Genomic DNA, 14488 nt, shown 5'->3' on the forward strand with positions numbered 1-14488 from the left:
CTATAAACGGCCAAGACCTCGTACTCGCTTGCTCCTTTTGTTTTAAACCCCGCTCGTGGCACAAAAAAGGCCCTGGCCGCTACTATGCACGGCCAGAACCTCTCGCCCACCCTAAAAAGAAAGGGGCTAAATCATAAAAAAGACCGTAAATTACGCCCCCGAATACATACTCTCACCAATTCCGCATGTTGCTTCTCATATTCAATAATATCTTGTTCTAAATATAAACAGATACCTTCTGGCGGAAGAATTACATATGGCTTCGGAAAGAATGGATCATGTTCAGCTAACTCCTGTACTCGCTCTAACGATAACGCCCAGCGCTTTGCTAATTCACGGCAAAGTAATACTTTCATATCCGATTCCTCCGCCCTACTCTAAAGTCAAAAACGAAATGTTATCACAAGTTGTAAACACCACTAATTGAATTCCAATCGTTTTATAGAGGTGCTTAGGATATTGTTTATTTCGCGTGACGACTGTAATAGGCGCGGTAAATGAAGAGCGAATACGTTCGGCGAAGAAGCTAATTGTGGATAATTCATCTCCTAGCAAAATGATTTTTTTAACTGCTTTGCATACTTTCACAATCATGCTCGGGTCATCTGGGCAACAATATGCTTGTTGAAATCCACATGCTTTCACTTCACTTGCCACATATTCACTTGCTGTAAAAATAACCATTTCACTTTGAAAAGGTATTAAATCATGCAAACTCTTTACTTTCGCAACTTCACCTACACAAATGAGCATGTACTCTTTTTCCTCATCCATGCACTGGATTCTCCTTCACATAAAAGAATTTTTAACTATCGATTAAAATTCTTTTTATGCTAGTCGGATCGATGAATTGATGTATTCACTTGCACCATCCTCTCTCAACACGCTTACGGAGTTAGCTGTCGGATTCGGGCTTTGAGAGTAGCCCTACCTTCAAAAAAGATTCACCCCAAGTGACAATGCACAAAATTGGTTCCTCCGCTCCAAATTTCAGATTCAGCGTTCAAAAAAATAGATTCTGGCTGATATATTACTCCTGATTTTGGAAAAAGTAAACATGAAAAAAGCCAATTTTTCCAACTGGCTTTCTTCAAAAATACATATTTATACACGCATATTTCTACGTCCATATGCAAAATGATTCGTTGGTCCGTGACCGCTTCCAATGTTCAACTCATCTTCAATCGCTATACTAATAAAGCTCTTCGCTTCCCGAACTGCCTCTTCAATTTCATAACCTTTCGCGAGTCCGGCTGTTACAGCTGCCGCAAACGTGCAACCACTTCCATGTGTTTGAAGAGACGCAATCCGTTTACTTCTATATTCCATAAACTTATTTCCATCAAACAATAAATCAATTACTTTATTCCCTTGATATGCTGCATGCCCGCCTTTCATGACGACAAACTTCGCCCCTAAATCATGCAACATTTTCGCAGCTTCTTTACTATCTTCAATCGTATCAATCTTCATTCCTGTTAATACTTCTGCTTCAGGGACATTTGGCGTAATTACCGTTGCAAGCGGCAGCAAATGTTCTTTTAATGCTGTAACAGCTTCCTGTTGTAATAATGACGCTCCGCCTTTAGCAATCATTACAGGGTCTAGCACAATATTATTCCATGAAAATGATTTAATATTTTCAGCTACGACTCTAATAATTTCACTACTAAATAACATTCCAAGTTTTACCGCATCAGGCGTTAAATCCGTCCCAATAGAATGTAACTGCTCTTCAATTCCTTCTGTAGGAACAGGATACACTCCTTGTACACCGAGCGTATTTTGGGCCGTAATCGCTGTAATGGCTGTCATTCCGTACACACCGAGTTCTTGAAACGTCTTTAAATCTGCTTGAATCCCGGCTCCGCCGCCGCTATCAGAGCCCGCAATCGTTAATGCTTTATTCACTTTCATTTCCCTCACCCTTTTTACCCAAAGTAACGATGATAAATCGTTTTTGCTTCCGCTATATCCTTTGTTCCGTGCACAAGCACACGGCCATCTTGAAATGCCACTAACCGTTTATTCTCAACAGAAAATGATAGTAAATAAGAGTTTGCTGTTAAATCCGTTACCCGATTTTGCAGCAAATTTTGATACATAGACAAATGAAGCTGCTCTTTATGCGGCGGACGAATTTGTACTGTATTTCTACCGCATAAAACAGCTGCCCTAGAAGTATTCTCCTTGCTTAAATACGGATAAACGGCTTCTTCTCCGCACGATAAGCAGTGCTCATTTCGCAATTTTTGTACGTTCATGCATGAATATTCATTTTTCCATACATCAAATGAAACAAGTCCATCACGAAGTGCCTCATAATCTTCTACTAAAATTTTTAATGCCTCCGCAACTTGATGTGATACAACAATGGATACGGCAGGCGAAATAATTCCCGCCGTATCACATGTCGCTCCGCCGAGCGGGATCGATTGTAATAAACAAGAGAGGCACGGCGTCTTTCCTGGTAAAATTGTATAAGAAAGACCGTAACTACCAACACAAGCTCCATAAATCCATGGAACAGAATACTTTTGGGATATATCATTTACAATAAAACGCGTCTCAAAATTATCTGTTGCATCGATGATAATATCTACACCTGTGATCAGTTGTTCTAACTCTTCCGCTGTTACATCTTGTACGTAAGCTTCTACAACTACATCACTATTAATGGCGTGTAAGCGCCGTTTAGCTGCCACTGCTTTTGGTAAATGGTTTTGCACATCATCTTCGCAGTATAACTGTTGACGCTGCAAATTACTCCAGTCAATGTAATCACGGTCAACAATCGTCACTTTGCCAACTCCAGCGCGAACGAGCATCTCTGCATTTGCACTACCAAGTGCTCCTGCTCCAATAATCAGTACATGTTTTTCTCTTATTTTTTGCTGTCCTTCTTCTCCAATTGGAGAGAACAACACTTGACGAGAATATCGATTATTCAAGAACGCTCATTCCTTCTAACGGGCTGCTTGCAATCGCACAGCGCTTCCGGGCAATACGTCCTGCTTCAAAGCCTAATCTTCCTGCCTGGATACTAAGCTTCATTGCTTCTGCCATTTTCACAGGATCTTTTGCTCCCGAAACAGCTGTATTTAATAACACACCATCTGCACCTAATTCCAGCGCAAATGCTGCGTCAGCTGGACTACCAATGCCCGCATCAACAATAACGGGAACAGTTGCTTGCTCTATAATAAAACTTAAATGTAATGGGTTTACAATCCCAAGACCAGAGCCGATTGGCGATGCACCAGGCATAATTGCATGGACACCTAACTCTTGTAATTTACGTGCTAACACAACATCATCAGACGTATACGGCAGGACGATAAACCCTTCTTTTAATAGCATTTCTGACGCTTTTAACGTTTCAACTGGGTCTGGCAATAACGTTTTATCATCACCAATTACTTCTACTTTAATCATGTCGCATAACCCTGACGCTTTCGCTAATTTCGCGATGCGCACTGCTTCTTCTGCTGTTTTTGCTCCCGCTGTATTTGGAAGAAGTGTATACTTTGTTACATCAATTTTTTCTAGTAAATTGGGCTGCTCTGCATCAAAAATATCCATCCGACGCACCGCAAACGTTAAAATTTCTGCTTCTGATACTTCAATCGCTTTCTTTTGCACATCAAAGTCGGAAAATTTCCCTGTTCCTAATAACAATCTAGACTGAAAAGTAAATGGCCCAATCTTTAACATAATCAACCGCCTCCTACGAATGTTACAATTTCAATTTGATCTCCCTCAAAAACAGATGTATCTTGATGATCCTCTTTTTGTAAAATATCTTGATTGCGTTCTACAACAACAATTTTCGTTTCTAATCCTAAATGAACAAGCAAATCAGCTACGCTTTTAACCTCACTTGGTACATCTACTTGTCTTCCGTTAATTTTTAAGTTCAAGCTTTCATCTCCTTACGAAAAATATACATCGCGGTTATGCAAAGCAAAACACGACCGCTGTTTGCTTTCTCCCTTTGTTTTAATAGGCCCTAACCGCTTCTTGCTCTCGCCCTCCAAAAGAAAGAAAGAGGTTTTAGATTGATTTATATAGATTGTGAAAGCAGCGAATCTAGTAAACGATTCTCTTGCTTTCCTTCTATCAAATCAGCCATATATTCTCCTGAAACGGGACTTAATAAAATTCCATTTCGATAATGGCCCGTACAGGCGTATAAACCAGTAATCTCTTCATGCCTGCCGATATACGGCATATTATGATTCGATTGCGGACGTAACCCTGCCCAGGCTCCGTCCCATTCTGCTGTCTTTAATGCTGGCAAAATCCGATATGCACGCTCTAATATAGAAGTAATACTTTCAGGGCGCACCGCTTTGTTATATGTATGAGGTTTCATTGTTGCCCCGATGACATAACGTCCGCCGCGCTTCGGTGCGATATAAAATCGCTCTTGAAAAATAGGAGCTTGTAGAAGCGGCTTACGACTGCGCGCCGCAACGACTTCACCTTTTACAGGATATGTCCCCCACTCATGATGAAAATATTGTAATAGTTTTGTGCTCCACGAACCTCCAGCAATTACTACGTTTTCACAGGCGATCGCACCTTCTGATGTCAGTAATCCTGTGACACGCTGATTCTTCATTTGAATATCAAACACTTCCGTTTCTTCATATATGTCCGCACCAGATATCGCAGCGGAGTGAGCGAATGCCTTCGTCAGCTCCGGGGCAATGACATGACCATCTTTTGGGTGGTAAACTGCGCCAATAATCGAAGTAGATAAATAGGGTTCTTTTTTTCGTAGTTCTTCTCCTGAGATAAAATGGGACTCTTCTCCTGTTTGCTGCTGCCATTTCATAATATGAAGAAGCCGGACACTCTCTTCTTCATTTTGAGCAATGCGATAAATCCCCTTTTCTTCATATCCGATATCAATTCCGGTTTTATCACGTAATAGACTTGCAAGTTTCGGAAACATTGCGCGGCTTTTCCTGCCTAATTCAAATAGCGGATCGTATTCATCCCACTCCGCCTGGACACCTAATAATCCTGCTGCTGCTTTAGAGGCTTCAGAAGCAATTTTTTGTTTTTCAATGATGGCAACTTTATAACCTCTTTCAGCAAGGAAATGTGCAACCGAACTTCCAATTACACCGCCGCCAACGATGGCAACATCATATATTTTTTTCATGATTTCTCGCCCACTTTCGTATCGTTTCCTTATATAATTTGGCCTGCTCATTTGGTTTTGCGGCACTTAAAATTCCAGACATAATTGCAATACCATTAGCCCCGGTGCCAAGTACTTCTGCTGTATGATTAGGAGTAATCCCTCCAATAGCGTTGATTGGGATTGTTAAGCGTTTTGCTATTTCAGTAATCCCAGCTAATCCTCTTGGCGGAACTCCTTTTTTAGAGTTCGTTTGAAACAAATGTCCATATAGAAGAGAATCTGCGCCACTTTGAAAAGCAAATACAGCTTCTTCAAATGAATGAACGGAGTAACCAACATGTAAATAAGAAAACTTTTCTTTAACAGACTTTACATCCACGCTGCGATATCCAAGTTGTACACGTCTAATATTGAATAAAATTGCAATATCAATCCGATCATTGATGACAAGTTTAGAAGAAGGAAACCCATTATATAAGAGCTTTTCCACACCTTCATATAACTCTTTCGTACTTTTCTCTCGCTCACGAATGTGCAAATAATCTATTTCACTTTCAATATCAGTTGCTATATTCGCTAACTCTTCAAATGACATACGACCATTTGATATAACGTGAAGCTCAGCTTTCATATCCATTCGCCTACTTTAAAATGTTTTCAAACAACTCATTTGCCGGAACCATTTCTTTTGTCATTCCTTTTTCTTTTAACCACTTGTTTTGTTTTTCCCACGAACTTGCTGTATCTGATAAAAATGGTTCATCTTTCGTTTCCATTTTGTCTAATAAAATTTTCATACTTTCTTTTTCAACTTCTGGAATCAACGGGAAATTCTCTTTTTCTTGATGATTTAATAAAATGTTTAATGCTTCATCTGGATTTTTTTTCATAAATTCATAACCTTTTTTCGCCCCGCGTAAAAAGGCTTGTAATGTTTCTTTATCTTTTTTCAATGCTTTGTCGCCTGTTACAAATACAAGTTCATGATAGTTCGGTACACCGTAATCCGCTGGGTTAAAATATGCTGGCTCGTAACCTTCATGACGCATGACTGGAACTTCATGGTTAATGTATGCCCCTGTAACAGCATCTACTTTTTTCGTAGTAAGAGCCGGTACTAAATCAAAACCAACATCGACTACTTTTACGTTATTTGGGTTTCCCCCGTCTCCTTTAATCATCGTTTTTACATATTCTTCACTTAGCGGTGTCCCTGAATATCCAATTGTTTTTCCTTCCAAATCTTTAGGAGAAGAAATACCTGCTGATTTTAGCGAGACAACGTGGTTTAAAGGAGAACGAACAACGGCACCGATAGATTTCACTGGAATGTGTTCATTCGCTCTCGCAATTACAACATCAGGCTGATAATACAATCCAACCGTTACTTTTCCTGCTGCTGCTAACGTTAATGGATCAGTTGGATTAGAAGGGAATTTAATATGTACCTTCACACCTTCTTCTTTAAAATAGCCCTTTTCAATTGCTGCATAAATAAAGCTATGCACTGCATTTGGGTACCAATCGAGCATAACAGTTACTTCTTTTTCACCTTTTTTCTTTTCTGATGCTGAATTACTAGAACACCCAGCAATCATCGCAATTAATAATGTAAACACAAAGATGCGTTTTACTAGTTTCATGAATGCTTCCTCCAACTAATCAATTTCTTCTCAAATATCGAAACGAGTAATACAAAGAAAATAGCGAGTAATGACAATAAAACAATTGGCGCAAACACACCCGCACCATCCATTTGTGTCATCATTCGTTTACTAAAATAGCCTAGCCCCGCTTGTGCCCCGAGCCACTCACCAATTGCTGCCCCAATCACGCTAAATGGCACAGCTACCTTTAAAGCTGAAAAAAAATAGGGAAGCGCAGACGGCAATTTCAATTTGAAAAATATATCTTTTTTTGTTGCACCATATGTAATTAAAAGCTCTTCCCAATCCTTTTTCGTACTGCAAAGGCCATCATACGTATTCACTGCAATAGGAAAGAACGTAATCAGTACTGTGACAACAACCTTGCTCCAAATCGAATAACCAAACCATAAAACAAATAATGGTGCTAAAGCTGTAACGGGAATCGTTTGTGAAGCAACTAAGAGCGGATAAAATGCCTTCTCAGCAAATGAGCTCATACTCATCAACATCGCTAACCCAACGCCTAATACGATAGAAATGACAATGCCGATCACTGTAACAGAAAGCGTTGCTGGTAAATGCACCGTAAGCAATATATCCCGCAAATCCCATATTTTTCGAACAATGGCACTTGGAGACGGCAAAATGTACATTTCATCAAGAATCCGTGCCCCTATTTCCCATCCAATCAGCAAAATAGCAGTTACAATAATAGCCGGAACATAATCTATAATTCGCTTCATACAAGCACCTGTCTTTGCAACATGCCAATAAGTTCATCTTTTAACGCCAGCATTTCCAGGCGATGCAAATCCTTTCGAGAGCGCTCTTGTCCAAGGGGTACAACTCGCTCAGTTAATGATGTAATTGGCTGCTCTGTTACGACAAAAATACGATTAGAAAGATACAGCGCTTCATCAACATCGTGTGTAATAAACAAAATCGTTTTTTGCCAATGTTTCCATTGTTCAAACAACCATTCTTGCAGAGATGCCTTCGTTAATGCATCAAGTGCACTAAACGGTTCATCTAATAGTAAGAGGTCGCCTCCCGTTAACAACGTCCGAATAAACGATACGCGTTGCCGCATTCCGCCTGATAAATCTTTTGGATACTTCTTTTCATATCCTTGCAGTCCAAACTGCGCCAGCAGCTCTAGTGCTTTCATTTGCGCTTCTTTTTTCTTCATTCCTTGGCATTCAAGAGGCAAAGCTGCATTTTCAATAATGGTTCGCCACGGGAGTAACATATCTTTTTGCGGCATATAGCCAACAGGAGTTGTTCCCATTACATCAATCGTGCCAGCATTTTCTTTCTCAAGTCCCGTAATAAGCCGAAACAATGTACTTTTCCCGCAGCCACTTGGCCCAATAATACTAATGAATTCCCCTTCTTGTACTGCAGCATTAAGACCCTCTATAATCGGTTTCTCATCATAATGGAAAGAAACGTTATGAAATTGTAGTATGTTCTTGCTCTTCAAACCCCCACATCTCCTTACGATATGCCATATCCCAAAATAAATATTCAAAACGGCTGGAATATAAGAAGATCTCTTCTAAACGATTTCGTTCTTCTTCTGTTTTCCCAATTACAATTTCATTACATAAATCAATTAACCATACACAAAGATTCCCGTATTCCTCAGAGCTATATCCTTGAATCCACTCACCAAAAAATTCATGATCGCGTGCTCCTGGAATCGCATTTAAACGCTTTCCAATCTCCCAATAACTCCACATACATGGAAGCAATGCTGCAATTAGCTCAGCCAGTGTACCGTTTTGAGAAACAGACATCATATAGTTTGTATATGCTAGATTCATAGCTGATGGCCTTGCGGATTCCATCTCTTCAACAGAAATTCCTAAGCGTTTTGCATATTGTTTATGAATCGTCATTTCCCCATTTAAAATTCCATCAATTTGTTCAGCAAATTTCGCCATCACTTTTGGATTTGTTGTTTTGACAACACCAATTGCATATAGCTTTGCGTAATCTAACAAATACAAATAATCTTGAACAATATAATATTGAAATCTATCTTTCTCTAACGTTCCATCTCCCATCCCTGTTACAAATGGATGATTGTGACTCTTCTCCCAAATAGGTTGCACCTTTTCAAATAGTCTTTCACAAAATGTCATCTCCGCTTCCCCTTCCTGTATGTATGTTTCCAAATAAAAAAGCCACTTCCATATAAGAAGTGGCCACAGCAAACAAAAGAAAAACTCATTTGTTGTTTCCACTTCCCTACGCTAGCATCACCTAGATCAGGTTATAAGGGTTAAGGTTTTTACCTCTCTCAGCTTTTAAGCACCCCTAGTGGTGTTCTATAAAATTGTTAAGAAAAAATCCCCGTTTCTATGCATAAAGAAACGGGGACGTTATTTATATCGTCCAAATTGCTTCCCTACGCTAGCATCATCTAGATCAGGTTCAAGGGTCAAAGACTATCGGTCTACTCTCAGCTAGCAACACTAGCTCCCCTAGCAGTATATTCATTTAACATAGTCAGTATACCATCACCATATCTCATCGGCAACTCTTTTCATTTTGAATTAAACAAAAGAAAATATGTAACTACTCAGTCCCTCTATGAAAAAAAGACAGAAAAGCATTTCTTCATGGCCTGGGAGGGATTGGCTATGTATAGGAGTAGTTAGGGCCTTTTTTATTTTCACTAGAATAATACCTCTTACCAAACTTCTAAATGAAATGTATGGATGAGTAGTTACGAAAATATTTCAAAAACATACTGTAAGTTCAGAAAAAAATGAATTTCTTCTATCTATTTCCAGAACGGCTATAAATCTGCTATCCTTTTATTATATATCCATTTAAATCTTTCGACATGTAAGTCGCCACTATGCAGAATATAGCATAGCTTGTGCGGTAGGAGCTCATCCAGATGCTCTCCTTAAGTCGATTTTTTAACTTGTATATAGAGAAAAAATATTTACTTGTCTTGAATCAACAAATATATTACAAACTCAACAGCTTTATATTATGATTTCATTCATAATAGCTTATTACATAAGGAGGTCTATGAATATATGAATTTAAAAGTCGCAGCAATAACAGCAACTACTGTAACAGTTGCCGCTATGCTTCCCTCTATAGCAGAATCTAATGTACATACCGCAGCAGCAGAGCAAACAGCAAAAACCAAAATTGGTTATGTAAAAACAGAAACATTACAAATGTACAATAGTCCTAATGGGGCAGATTCTGTTATTGACAGCATTACACGTGACACTCCCGTTACAATTCTTGAAACAACGAATGAATGGTATAAAATTTACGCTCACAATAAAACTGGCTATGTCAAAAAAGAAGCAATTTCTTTAACAAAACCACACGATGGTGGGAATCAGTATATCGTAAATACAGATGTATTAAACGTTCGCACTGAACCAAATACACAATCTAAAATTATTACTGTATTACCAAATGGGAAATTTGTTACTGTTCAAGAGGAACGAGAAGGATGGTATAAAATTGTACATAATGGAACAATCGGCTATGTAAAGAAAGAGTTTTTATCTAACGCTGATCAACCATTAGTAAAAGGAATTACTGTACAAGGTGGAAATTCTTATTCTGTTGCCACTCCTACATTAAAAGTACGTAGCGGAGCAGGAACAAATACAGCTATTATCGGTTCTTTAACACATGGAACACAAGTACAAGTCGTTGAGAATTTGGGAACATGGTATAAAATTCGCTATGGATCAGGATATGGCTATGTCGCACAGCATTATATAGTACAACAGCAGCAACAACAACCCAAACAGCAAGCTACACCATCTATTCCAGCTGTATTTAAATATCCTACTCAAGGAAAAATAAGTTCAGGATTTGAAGAACGCTGGGGAGCAATGCACTATGGTATAGATTTTGCAGCAACAGGAGATGTTTCAATCCAATCTTCAGCACCTGGAACTGTCGTTAAATCATATTATTCTACAAGTTACGGAAATGTTGTATTTGTTGCTCATCATATAAACGGGAAGTTATACACAACTGTATATGCTCACATGAAAAGTCGAGCTGTCAAAGCAGGAGATACAGTGGCAACAGGCCAATTGCTCGGTTATATGGGAAATACAGGCCATTCAACTGGTCAACACTTACATTTTGAATTACATAACGGGGAATGGAATCTTAAAAAAACAAATGCTGTAAATCCACTTCCTTTCTTAGTTAGGTAACGCATTATGGCACGTAATATTTCGTTACTTATTGAGTATTTAGCATTTTTCGGGTTAATTTTTTGCTTATTAATTTATAACACAAACATTGTATTATTAAACATTATTATTGCGTTTGTTGCTTGCGAAGTGATTATGGAAATATTCAAGATCCGACTAAAGCGACATATTTCACACATATATACCGCACTATTCATTATAGGTTCTTTATTAACAAGCATTATTTATAATGGCTTCCATGTCTCCGCAATGTTTCCAGTATTTTTTATAACTATTCTTCTTATAGTATCTCAGTATATATACGTTCCAGAATATCGTAAACAAAAGCAACAACATGAAAAAACGTGGAAAATAGGAAAATAACGCCGCAATTCTTTGACATTACTTTCTTTACTACTAAAAAAGGATTCCACATGATGTGGAATCCTTTTTTACATTATCGACCATTCTTTGCAATATATCGGCGCTTTTCACGATATATCGACCACTTTTTAGAATATATCGGCGCTTCGACATGATATAAAGACCCTTCGACAATATTCGATATAAAAATAGTCGATTTACTGAGCTGAATCGTACCGAAAAGGAAAAGGATCTGACTAAAAAGTGGACTTTTTAGCCAGATCCTTATATAAGAATAAACATACTATATATCATTTTAATTTTTCAACATACAAGTCACCGCAATATAGAATAAAACATGATCGCACGTGGCAGGAAAAGACCGTGACCGCCTCTAAAAAAGTTTTTTACTAGTATAAATATAAAACTATTTTAACCGCATGCATATTGCTCATAAATAAAGTTTAAATTATATTTATGTTCTAGATTCATACGTTGTTCATCACTGCACCAATAAAATAAAATGTCATGTATTGATGCATAACGCTTATTCTTTAAAAATTGTTTAATAAAGGATGGGAAACAATTTGGTAATTGAACAAATATATAATTGCGTAGTAGTTCCTCCTTATAACCGATTCCTTTGCATATAAACATAAGTTCTTCACAATAATACATTTGTTGTGGAACTTGAATCATTTCAAAAAATGGAATATATGATAGTAATTTCCCAATAAAGTGCTCATATTTTGTTATAAATTCAAAGGATATATGCTCCATTATCTCTTTTATAACAAATAAATAATCATCAACATGAATTGTCTTCAACGGATTAAGGCGATCAGACATTTGTGCAATCACTGCACGTTGACATGCTACAGCAGCACGGCTTGGTTCATAATATGTTAAGAAATCTGTACATTTTCTATATTTTTTTAATAAATCTAACGTATATACATCACAAATATATGTATTGCAATATATCGCCAACTTCATTAAATTTTCATCTAACTGCTCTTTTGATAATCCCTTTGCTTCTTTACAAAGAAACAGAAACATAATCTCCATCATTTCTTTATGAGACAAAAGTGTCTTATACTTTTCAATACACTCTACATTAAATTTAATTCTTTCCCAAATAAAAGCATCATTACTTTCTAATTCCGTAACTTTCTGTTTTATAATTAAATAATTCCAAGCAACCACTTGTGTAAATACATCCCATGATTCGTACTCTAGCGATGTTTGCACGAATTCCTCTAATCCTTCTGCAACCATAAAATCATAAGCCTGTTGATACCATCCTACTTGTTGACATAAACGAATAATTCGGACTAAAGTTGGCATTTCATCTTTATGAAACTTCGGCAAATCATGTAATTTTTTCATTCCATATAAAATAAAAGGAATTAAATTTTCTTTCTTATAAAATTCTTTTTCTTTCCAAGCCAGAATCGTTCGTTCTTTTCCTTCTCCCTTTGGATACTCTGGTATAAGCAAAGAAAGTAAATCAGCAAAATTTTTCGGCTCCACATACGCATCCGTAACCAAGTTCCAATTAGGCTCGGTTTGCATAATCTCCATATAATTCCCCCCCATTTTCTATATGTATGATAAAATATTTGAATGCTATTAAATTAATTATGAATATCACTATATTCAAAATAACATATAATACTTATATTCATAAGTATACCATTTTTTTCATATATTAATAGTTATTAACAAAAACGTCAAAAGTGATTATATAAAAAGTTAATTTAATCTGCGGGGAAGCCCCCACAGATTATGAATGAAACGAATGGAGTCCATGTAAATAGTTTATCCTTCACTACATCTTTGCTTTCTTTAGTCTGTTTGTTCTGATATTTCGCTTAAGGCCTCGCCTGCCTGATCATCTGCATATTTAGTCGTTGCTAAATCACCAAGTGATAGCATTCCAACAAGTTGCCCATGTTCAACTACTGGCAATCTTCTTATTTGGTAACGTGCCATTAACTCAGTCGCCTTTTCAATAGCGTCATCAGGTGATACGGAAATAATTTTTGTTGTCATAATATTTGTAATTTGATTGGAACCTGGATGCTTTTCTGCAATTCCCCGCACAACCAAGTCGCGGTCTGTTACTAGACCAACAACTTGATCATTCTCCACGACAGGAATCATTCCTATATCTTCTTCTTTCATTTTTACAGCCGCTTCATATACGTTATCTAATGGTGTACATTGTACAATATTTGTGCTCATCAATTCTCGAACAGTTGTCATAAATCGTTTACCCTCCTTTACACACCTTAGCATTTCCAACCCTCTACATTTCAATTCGCAAGTTCCTTAAAAGGTAAACCTGACACCATCTCTCACTAAAAACAAATGTAGAAAACGAAGGAAACGAAACATCATTGTTTAAAATCCCAATCAGATGCTTAACTACTAACCATAAAATAAATTGGATATTCGTTGCTATAATGATCAATTCTAAAAACATTAGAATTACGGAGAGTAAATATAACTTTATCGTTCTGATTTCAGAAAACAACTTGTAAAAATACAGAGCAATAAGTAAGTTGAGGCTAGTAAAAGAAATACTTTAAACTGTAACCTAAGTATAGCTAAAATAATAAATTAGTAATAAAATAATGTACTATATTCTTTCCTAATTACACAAAACCATACAAAATCCTTCATTATTTATAATAAAAAATATACTAATTGTTATCATAGCGTGAAACGACCATCAGTAGGATTGCTATATTCAACTACTTCTTACTGCACAAAAGTAGCCAAATAAACATATGTATAAGGAGCTCATTAATCAAAGAAGGAATATGGAAGGTATAATACATAATATTATTTTTCTTTACAAAAAAGAGTCAGCATTCTGCTGACTCTTTTTATAATGACCCGTACGGGATTCGAACCCGTGTTACCGCCGTGAAAGGGCGGTGTCTTAACCACTTGACCAACGGGCCATGGCTCCGCAGGTAGGACTCGAACCTACGACCGATCGGTTAACAGCCGATAGCTCTACCACTGAGCTACTGCGGAATATGGTGGGCCTAAATGGACTCGAACCATCGACCTCACGCTTATCAGGCGTGCGCTCTAACCAGCTGAGCTATAGGCCC

The 14488-nt window shown here is 37.5% G+C and carries 15 protein-coding genes, 3 tRNA genes and 3 riboswitches; of the genes, 1 reads left to right on the forward strand and 17 read right to left on the reverse strand.

Annotated features, from left to right (window positions below; all coding sequences use genetic code 11):
- Positions 1–131: 131 nt before the first annotated feature.
- The 12 genes from BR72_RS11150 to tenA all read right to left on the reverse strand — a co-directional run bounded on the left by BR72_RS11150 (position 132) and on the right by tenA (position 8951).
- Entirely contained in the window at positions 132–356 is a 225-nt protein-coding gene (locus tag BR72_RS11150; RefSeq protein WP_035433020.1) for a hypothetical protein, read from the reverse strand.
- 16 nt (positions 357–372) lie between these two features.
- Positions 373–774, reverse strand: coding sequence for a hypothetical protein (locus BR72_RS11155; RefSeq protein ID WP_035433023.1), 402 nt, complete (start codon positions 772–774; stop codon positions 373–375).
- Between the two features lie 94 nt (positions 775–868).
- A riboswitch (cyclic di-AMP (ydaO/yuaA leader) is annotated at positions 869–1012 on the reverse strand.
- Positions 1013–1104: 92 nt separating this feature from the next.
- A complete protein-coding gene (gene thiD / locus BR72_RS11160) occupies positions 1105–1917 on the reverse strand; it encodes a bifunctional hydroxymethylpyrimidine kinase/phosphomethylpyrimidine kinase (RefSeq protein ID WP_035433025.1) in 813 nt (270 codons plus the stop codon).
- 14 nt (positions 1918–1931) lie between these two features.
- Positions 1932–2951 (reverse strand): thiazole biosynthesis adenylyltransferase ThiF, encoded by a 1020-nt coding sequence (locus tag BR72_RS11165; RefSeq protein ID WP_035433026.1) that lies wholly within the window; start codon positions 2949–2951, stop codon positions 1932–1934.
- Entirely contained in the window at positions 2944–3714 is a 771-nt protein-coding gene (locus tag BR72_RS11170) for a thiazole synthase (RefSeq protein ID WP_035433027.1), read from the reverse strand. Before BR72_RS11170 ends, BR72_RS11165 begins: the two co-directional genes overlap by 8 nt.
- 2 nt (positions 3715–3716) lie before the next feature.
- A complete protein-coding gene (gene thiS, locus BR72_RS11175; protein ID WP_035433028.1) occupies positions 3717–3920 on the reverse strand; it encodes a sulfur carrier protein ThiS in 204 nt (67 codons plus the stop codon).
- 143 nt (positions 3921–4063) lie between these two features.
- Positions 4064–5173 (reverse strand): glycine oxidase ThiO, encoded by a 1110-nt coding sequence (gene thiO, locus BR72_RS11180; protein ID WP_035433029.1) that lies wholly within the window; start codon positions 5171–5173, stop codon positions 4064–4066.
- Positions 5157–5786, reverse strand: coding sequence for a thiazole tautomerase TenI (gene tenI, locus BR72_RS11185; RefSeq protein WP_035433032.1), 630 nt, complete (start codon positions 5784–5786; stop codon positions 5157–5159). The genes thiO and tenI overlap by 17 nt, the downstream gene beginning before the upstream one ends.
- A 10-nt stretch (positions 5787–5796) precedes the next feature.
- A complete protein-coding gene (locus tag BR72_RS11190; protein ID WP_035433034.1) occupies positions 5797–6798 on the reverse strand; it encodes an ABC transporter substrate-binding protein in 1002 nt (333 codons plus the stop codon).
- Positions 6795–7547, reverse strand: coding sequence for an ABC transporter permease (locus tag BR72_RS11195; protein ID WP_035433036.1), 753 nt, complete (start codon positions 7545–7547; stop codon positions 6795–6797). Before BR72_RS11195 ends, BR72_RS11190 begins: the two co-directional genes overlap by 4 nt.
- Complete coding sequence (locus BR72_RS11200; RefSeq protein WP_035433038.1) at positions 7544–8287, reverse strand: ABC transporter ATP-binding protein; 744 nt, start codon at positions 8285–8287, stop codon at positions 7544–7546. Before BR72_RS11200 ends, BR72_RS11195 begins: the two co-directional genes overlap by 4 nt.
- A complete protein-coding gene (gene tenA / locus BR72_RS11205; RefSeq protein ID WP_035433040.1) occupies positions 8256–8951 on the reverse strand; it encodes a thiaminase II in 696 nt (231 codons plus the stop codon). Before tenA ends, BR72_RS11200 begins: the two co-directional genes overlap by 32 nt.
- An 86-nt stretch (positions 8952–9037) precedes the next feature.
- Positions 9038–9138: riboswitch (TPP riboswitch) on the reverse strand.
- A gap of 59 nt (positions 9139–9197) precedes the next feature.
- Positions 9198–9305, reverse strand: a riboswitch (TPP riboswitch).
- Positions 9306–9860: 555 nt separating this feature from the next.
- On the opposite strand from tenA, the gene BR72_RS11210 reads away from it, so the two are divergent.
- Complete coding sequence (locus tag BR72_RS11210; protein WP_035433042.1) at positions 9861–11018, forward strand: SH3 domain-containing protein; 1158 nt, start codon at positions 9861–9863, stop codon at positions 11016–11018.
- A 774-nt stretch (positions 11019–11792) separates the two neighbouring features.
- Here the strand turns inward: BR72_RS11210 and BR72_RS11220 are convergent.
- The 5 genes from BR72_RS11220 to BR72_RS11240 form a co-directional block, all read right to left on the reverse strand.
- Positions 11793–12944, reverse strand: a complete 1152-nt coding sequence (locus BR72_RS11220; protein ID WP_035433046.1) for a DUF3965 domain-containing protein — start codon at positions 12942–12944, stop codon at positions 11793–11795.
- A gap of 264 nt (positions 12945–13208) precedes the next feature.
- Positions 13209–13628, reverse strand: a complete 420-nt coding sequence (locus tag BR72_RS11225) for a CBS domain-containing protein (RefSeq protein ID WP_035433048.1) — start codon at positions 13626–13628, stop codon at positions 13209–13211.
- A 632-nt stretch (positions 13629–14260) separates the two neighbouring features.
- Positions 14261–14332: transfer RNA gene (locus tag BR72_RS11230), tRNA-Glu, on the reverse strand.
- Between the two features lies 1 nt (position 14333).
- Positions 14334–14408: transfer RNA gene (locus BR72_RS11235), tRNA-Asn, on the reverse strand.
- Between the two features lie 3 nt (positions 14409–14411).
- A tRNA-Ile gene (locus BR72_RS11240) sits at positions 14412–14488 on the reverse strand.

This window comes from Bacillus sp. UNC322MFChir4.1, assembly GCF_000746135.1.
In the GTDB taxonomy this organism is placed as follows: Bacteria; Bacillota; Bacilli; order Bacillales; family Bacillaceae_G; genus Bacillus_A.

Bases quoted from the DNA above. Each gene is read 5' to 3' on its own strand.
- BR72_RS11155 (WP_035433023.1), bottom strand. From the start codon at position 774: ATGGATGAGGAAAAAGAGTACATGCTCATTTGTGTAGGTGAAGTTGCG.
- BR72_RS11190 (WP_035433034.1), bottom strand. From the start codon at position 6,798: ATGAAACTAGTAAAACGCATCTTTGTGTTTACATTATTAATTGCGATG.
- thiO (WP_035433029.1), bottom strand. From the start codon at position 5,173: ATGAAAAAAATATATGATGTTGCCATCGTTGGCGGCGGTGTAATTGGA.
- BR72_RS11195 (WP_035433036.1), bottom strand. From the start codon at position 7,547: ATGAAGCGAATTATAGATTATGTTCCGGCTATTATTGTAACTGCTATT.
- BR72_RS11220 (WP_035433046.1), bottom strand. From the start codon at position 12,944: ATGGAGATTATGCAAACCGAGCCTAATTGGAACTTGGTTACGGATGCG.
- BR72_RS11150 (WP_035433020.1), bottom strand. From the start codon at position 356: ATGAAAGTATTACTTTGCCGTGAATTAGCAAAGCGCTGGGCGTTATCG.
- BR72_RS11210 (WP_035433042.1), top strand. From the start codon at position 9,861: ATGAATTTAAAAGTCGCAGCAATAACAGCAACTACTGTAACAGTTGCC.
- thiD (WP_035433025.1), bottom strand. From the start codon at position 1,917: ATGAAAGTGAATAAAGCATTAACGATTGCGGGCTCTGATAGCGGCGGC.
- BR72_RS11170 (WP_035433027.1), bottom strand. From the start codon at position 3,714: ATGTTAAAGATTGGGCCATTTACTTTTCAGTCTAGATTGTTATTAGGA.
- BR72_RS11225 (WP_035433048.1), bottom strand. From the start codon at position 13,628: ATGACAACTGTTCGAGAATTGATGAGCACAAATATTGTACAATGTACA.
- tenI (WP_035433032.1), bottom strand. From the start codon at position 5,786: ATGAAAGCTGAGCTTCACGTTATATCAAATGGTCGTATGTCATTTGAA.
- tenA (WP_035433040.1), bottom strand. From the start codon at position 8,951: ATGACATTTTGTGAAAGACTATTTGAAAAGGTGCAACCTATTTGGGAG.